At 69.5% G+C, this 5,188-nt stretch carries 5 protein-coding genes; 2 read left to right on the forward strand and 3 right to left on the reverse strand.

Annotation, left to right across the window (positions count from 1 at the left end; genetic code table 11):
- Nucleotides 1–46 precede the first annotated feature (46 nt).
- From ACFVIM_RS32590 to thyX, 3 genes are all read right to left on the reverse strand, one after another.
- Nucleotides 47–1,732 carry a ribonuclease J gene (locus ACFVIM_RS32590; protein ID WP_384309220.1) on the reverse strand — a complete coding sequence of 562 codons (1,686 nt, stop codon included), beginning with the start codon at nucleotides 1,730–1,732 and terminating at the stop codon, nucleotides 47–49.
- A gap of 132 nt (nucleotides 1,733–1,864) precedes the next feature.
- Complete coding sequence (dapA, locus tag ACFVIM_RS32595; protein WP_384309222.1) at nucleotides 1,865–2,764, reverse strand: 4-hydroxy-tetrahydrodipicolinate synthase; 900 nt, start codon at nucleotides 2,762–2,764, stop codon at nucleotides 1,865–1,867.
- A gap of 312 nt (nucleotides 2,765–3,076) precedes the next feature.
- Nucleotides 3,077–3,817, reverse strand: coding sequence for an FAD-dependent thymidylate synthase (gene thyX / locus ACFVIM_RS32600; protein WP_384309225.1), 741 nt, complete (start codon nucleotides 3,815–3,817; stop codon nucleotides 3,077–3,079).
- 350 nt (nucleotides 3,818–4,167) lie between these two features.
- On the opposite strand from thyX, the gene ACFVIM_RS32605 reads away from it, so the two are divergent.
- Nucleotides 4,168–4,416, forward strand: coding sequence for a hypothetical protein (locus ACFVIM_RS32605; protein WP_384309228.1), 249 nt, complete (start codon nucleotides 4,168–4,170; stop codon nucleotides 4,414–4,416).
- Nucleotides 4,417–4,517: 101 nt separating this feature from the next.
- Entirely contained in the window at nucleotides 4,518–5,060 is a 543-nt protein-coding gene (locus tag ACFVIM_RS32610) for a hypothetical protein (protein ID WP_384309231.1), read from the forward strand.
- Nucleotides 5,061–5,188 lie beyond the last annotated feature (128 nt).

Consider the following 5,188-nt stretch of genomic DNA (forward strand, 5'->3'; position numbering starts at 1 on the left):
GATGCAAATCGAGGCGCCCCGCTCCACAAAGTGCGACGTCAGGCCGTCAGACCTCCACCACCACGGGCAGGATCATCGGGCGACGGCGGTAGGTGTCGGAGACCCACTTGCCCACCGTGCGGCGCACCAGCTGCTGGAGCTGGTGGGGTTCGGCGACACCGTCGGAGCCCGAACGCGCGATGGCGTCCTCGATCCGGGGGATCACCTCGCCGAAGGCGGCGTCGTCGATGCCGGAGCCACGGGCCTGGAGGTGCGGGCCGCCGACGACCTTGCCCGTGGTCGAGTCGACCACGACGAAGACGGAGATGAAGCCCTCGTCACCCAGGATGCGCCGGTCCTTGAGGGAGGACTCGGTGACATCGCCGACGGAGAGACCGTCCACATAGACATAGCCCGCCTGGACCTTGCCGACGATCCGGGCCCGGCCGTCGACCAGGTCGACCACGACGCCGTCCTCGGCGATGACGATGTGGTCCTTGGGGACACCCGTCAGCGCGCCCAGCTCGGCGTTGGCGCGCAGATGGCGCCATTCGCCGTGGACGGGCATCAGGTTCCGCGGGCGGCAGATGTTGTAGAAGTACAGCAGCTCACCGGCCGAGGCATGGCCCGAGACATGGACCTTGGCGTTGCCCTTGTGGACGACGTTGGCGCCCCAGCGGGTCAGCCCGTTGATCACGCGGTAGACCGCGTTCTCGTTACCCGGGATGAGGGAGGACGCCAGGATCACGGTGTCGCCCTGGACGATGCGGATCTGGTGATCGCGGTTGGCCATCCGGGAGAGGGCGGCCATCGGCTCGCCCTGGGAACCCGTACAGACCAGGACGACCTCGTGGTCGGGCAGGTCGTCGAGGGTCTTGACGTCCACGACCAGGCCGGCGGGGACCCGCAGATATCCGAGGTCACGGGCGATGCCCATGTTGCGGACCATCGAGCGGCCGACGAAGGCGACCCGCCGCCCGTACTCGTGCGCCGCGTCGAGGATCTGCTGGATGCGGTGGACATGGCTGGCGAAGCTCGCCACGATGATCCGCTTCTGGGCGTTCGCGAAGACCTGGCGCAGGACCTGGGAGATCTCACGCTCGGGCGGGACGAAGCCGGGCACCTCGGCGTTGGTGGAGTCGGAGAGCAGCAGATCGATGCCCTCCTCGCTGAGGCGGGCGAAGGCGTGCAGATCGGTGAGCCTGTTGTCCAGCGGCAGCTGGTCCATCTTGAAGTCACCGGTGTGGACGGCCATGCCCGCGGGGGTGCGGATGGCGACCGCGAGTGCGTCCGGGATGGAGTGGTTGACCGCGATGAACTCGCAGTCGAAGGGGCCGATGCGCTCCCGGTTCCCCTCGGAGACCTCCAGGGTGTAGGGGCGGATGCGGTGCTCCTGGAGCTTGGCCTCGATCAGCGCGAGGGTCAGCTTGGAGCCGATCAGCGGGATATCCGGCTTCAGCCGCAGCAGATAGGGGACCCCGCCGATGTGGTCCTCGTGGCCGTGGGTGAGGACGATGCCCTCGATGTCGTCGAGACGGTCCCGCAGGGTGGTGAAGTCCGGCAGGATGAGGTCGATACCGGGCTGCTCCTCCTCGGGGAAGAGAACGCCGCAGTCGACGATGAGCAGTCGGCCGTCGTACTCGAAGACCGTCATGTTGCGGCCGATCTCACCGAGGCCGCCCAGGGGGGTGACCCGGAGTCCGCCCTTGGGGAGCTTCGGGGGCGGGCCGAGTTCAGGATGCGGATGGCTCAAAAGACTCTCCTCACCACGTACGCCACGTACCGCTGAGGCACGTGGCGTACGTGACAATCGTGCACTTGCTGTTGTCTGCGTCCGGCCGTCGGGGCCGGCTCTTCTCTTGATATGGAGTTATGAAGTCTTCGATCAGAGCTGAACGCCACCGGCGGCCAGGTCGGCCTTGAGCCGCGTGGTCTCCTCGGGGGTCAGCCCGACCAGCGGCAGCCGCAGCGGACCGGCGGGCAGGCCCTGGAGGGCGAGCGCCGCCTTGGTGGTGATCACGCCCTGGGTGCGGAACATGCCGGTGAAGACCGGGAGCAGCCGCTGGTGGATCTCGGTGGCCTTCTGGGTGTCGCCCTGGGTGTGGGCGTCGAGCAGGGCCCGCAGCTCGGGCGTGACGACATGGCCGACGACCGAGACGAAACCGACCGCGCCGACGGAGAGCAGCGGCAGGTTGAGCATGTCGTCACCGGAGTACCAGGCGAGTCCGCTGCGGGCGATGGCCCAGCTCGCGCGCCCGAGGTCGCCCTTGGCGTCCTTGTTGGCGACGATCCGGGGGTGCTCGGCGAGGCGGACGATGGTCTCGGTGTCGATGGGGACACCGCTGCGGCCGGGGATGTCGTACAGCATCACGGGCAGCTCGGTGGCGTCGGCGATGGCCGAGAAGTGACGGCGCAGGCCCTCCTGGGGGGGCTTGTTGTAGTACGGCGTCACCGCGAGCAGGCCGTGTGCGCCCGCGCGCTCGGCGGCGCGCGCCAGTTCGACGCTGTGCCGGGTGTCATTGGTGCCGATGCCCGCGACGACATGGGCACGGTCGCCGACCGCCTCCAGGATGGCCCGGATGAGCTGGTCTTTCTCCGCGTCGCTTGTGGTGGGCGACTCTCCGGTGGTGCCGCTGACGACCAGGCCGTCATTGCCTGCGTCCACGAGATGGGCCGCCAGGCGCTGGGCGCCGTCGAGGTCGAGTGCGCCGTCCGCCGTGAACGGCGTGATCATGGCGGTGAGGACGCGCCCGAAGGGGGCCTGCGGAGTGGGGATCGGAGCCATGGGTAACACGCTACTCGTTGCTCAGCACGCTGTGTCCCTCCAGGGGACGTGACGTATGCCGTGACGGAGGGAGCCCGGCACTGTCTGCTCGGGGGTTCAGACAGTGCCGGGTCCGTTCGATCAGCCTAGATGAACATCATGAAACACCGCAATGCGGACACCTTGCTGGTGCGCGACCCCGTATCCGTACATCTGTCCCCGTCATCCCCCGGGATGGCGACACGATGATCGGCCACCCGGACGGCCGAGGAGGTTCGGCGCGGTGGGCCATGCAGGGGGCGGCGGGGTCGGCGGATTCAGCTCCGGGAGGAGTCAGGGGGCGATTCGGCCATTGGCGTTGAAGGCGGCGTGGGTGAGCGGCATCAGCCGGGCCCACTCCTCCTCCATCCGCTCACCGACCATCTCGATCTCCCGCTGCGGGAAGGACGGCACCTTCGCCAGCTCATGCTGGGTACGCAGGCCGAGGAAGTGCATCAGGGAGCGGGCGTTGCACGTGGCGTACATGGAGGAGAAGAGGCCGACCGGCAGGACCGCGCGGGCCACCTCACGGGCGATGCCCGCGGCGAGCATCTCCTGGTAGGTCTCGTAGGAGCGCCGGTAGGAGTCGATCATGGCGTCGCTGACGACCTTGTGCTGCTCCGGGCTGCCGTCGACGAAGACGTACTTTCCGGGGCGGCCCTCCTGGACCAGCTTGCGGTCCTGGCCGGGGACGTAGAAGACGGGCAGGAGCTCCCGGTAGCGGCCGGACTCCTCGTTGTAGGACCAGCCCACCCGGTGCCGCATGAACTCACGGAAGACGAAGATCGGCGCGCTGATGAAGAAGGTCATCGAGTTGTGCTCGAAGGGGCTGCCGTGGCGGTCCCGCATCAGATAGTTGATCAGGCCCTTCGAGCGCTCCGGGTCCTTCTGGAGCTCCTCCAGCGACTGCTCCCCGGCGGTGGAGACCCGGGCCGCCCACAGCACGTCGGAGTCTGCGGCGCTGTGCTTCACCAGTTCGACGGTGACATCGCCGCGGAAGCTCGGGGTGACGGAGTCAGTGGGGGTGTCGGGCACCGTGCGGGTCCTTCCAGAGGGGGCGTGGGGGCGGCGCCCATCCTAGTAGGGCCCGTCTGACGGATCGTGCTGGGCTCGCGTGCCCCCGGGCGGAGCCTGGGTGGGGGTTCTCCGGCACCGGACCCCGTTCCCCGGCCCGGCCCGATCCCTCGCACAGGCCCGCTCCGGGAGCCTCATGGGCTGTCGCCGGAATCACCCGCCCCATCCGGGCACCGAACCGGACTTTCGTGCGTCTGTACGGGTAGGAGCCCGCGCGCCCCGGTCCGCCGCAGCGGACGGGAGACCGGGGCTCCCGAGCGTATCCATCCCCGTCCGGGCCGCGCCGCGGCCGAGTTGAGGAGAGTGCCCTGATGTTCCGTCGGCGGGAGGCCGTCCCGTTCTCGTTCGTCGCCGAGTCCGACCGCTTCCGCAGTAACGTGACACCGCCGCCGCGCGAACGTCCGTCCCTCTCCCAGCTCACGGGCCGTACGCTGATCGGACTGACCGTCGTCGCCGGACTGGCCGGCTCGCTGTTGCTCGGTCTCCCCGCGCTGGAGACCGGGCAGAAGGCGGGCGAGGCCCAGCGGTCCGAGGCGGCGCAGTCCCAGAGGGCCCGCTGACTCCAACGGCCCCCTGGGGTGGTCGGCTGGTGGGTGCCTCGGTAGCCTCACCCGTCACAGCCACCTCTTTCTTCCCTTGTGCTGGTGAGTGAGGATCCGTCGTGCCCCTGCCCTTTCTGACGGCCGACCGTACGTTTGAAACCGACGATGTCGCGCTGCCCTTCGCCGACCACGATCTGTGGCGGCGCCCCTATCGCCCGGGCCCCTGGCGGGTGGGCGCGGGCGCGGTGACGCTGCTGCTCGCCTCGTTCGTCATGATCGCCGCGATGGTCATCGCGGTGGCCGGGGCGCTCTCCGGCGCCGCCGTCTGTCTGGCCGTCGGGGGCGGGCTGATCGTCTTCGCGCTGCGGGTGCTGCGGATCGGCACCTGGGTCAGCCGCCACGGAGTGCGACGGGTGGGCCTGCTCTCCACCTCGACCGTGCAGTGGTCGCGGGTCTCCGAGGTACGCACGGCACAGCAGCCGGTGCGCTACCTCGGCCTCCCCCGGACCGTCCAGGGGCAGGCGCTGCTGCTGATCCGCGAGGGCGGCGGCGAGCCGCTGCCGCTGCTGACCGACCACAGCGCGGACTTCCTCGGGCGGGTCGAGGCGTTCGACCGGGCCGCGGACACCGTGGAGGCATGGGCCTCCGAGTACCGCGCCTGAGGGTTCGTACGGCGGTCCCGTATGAGCGGTGCGCGTGTCCCTGCGCGCCGTTCATACGGGACCGCCGCCAGGCGATACGGCTCATATACGCGACCGGGTGGGGTTCCGGGACGAGGACAGGTGCCTCG

The organism is Streptomyces sp. NPDC057638, from assembly GCF_042800315.1.
GTDB lineage: Bacteria > Actinomycetota > Actinomycetes > Streptomycetales > Streptomycetaceae > Streptomyces.

Excerpts from the sequence above, each read along its gene's own strand:
- ACFVIM_RS32605 (WP_384309228.1), top strand. The coding sequence starts at position 4,168 with ATGTTCCGTCGGCGGGAGGCCGTCCCGTTCTCGTTCGTCGCCGAGTCC.
- dapA (WP_384309222.1), bottom strand. The coding sequence starts at position 2,764 with ATGGCTCCGATCCCCACTCCGCAGGCCCCCTTCGGGCGCGTCCTCACC.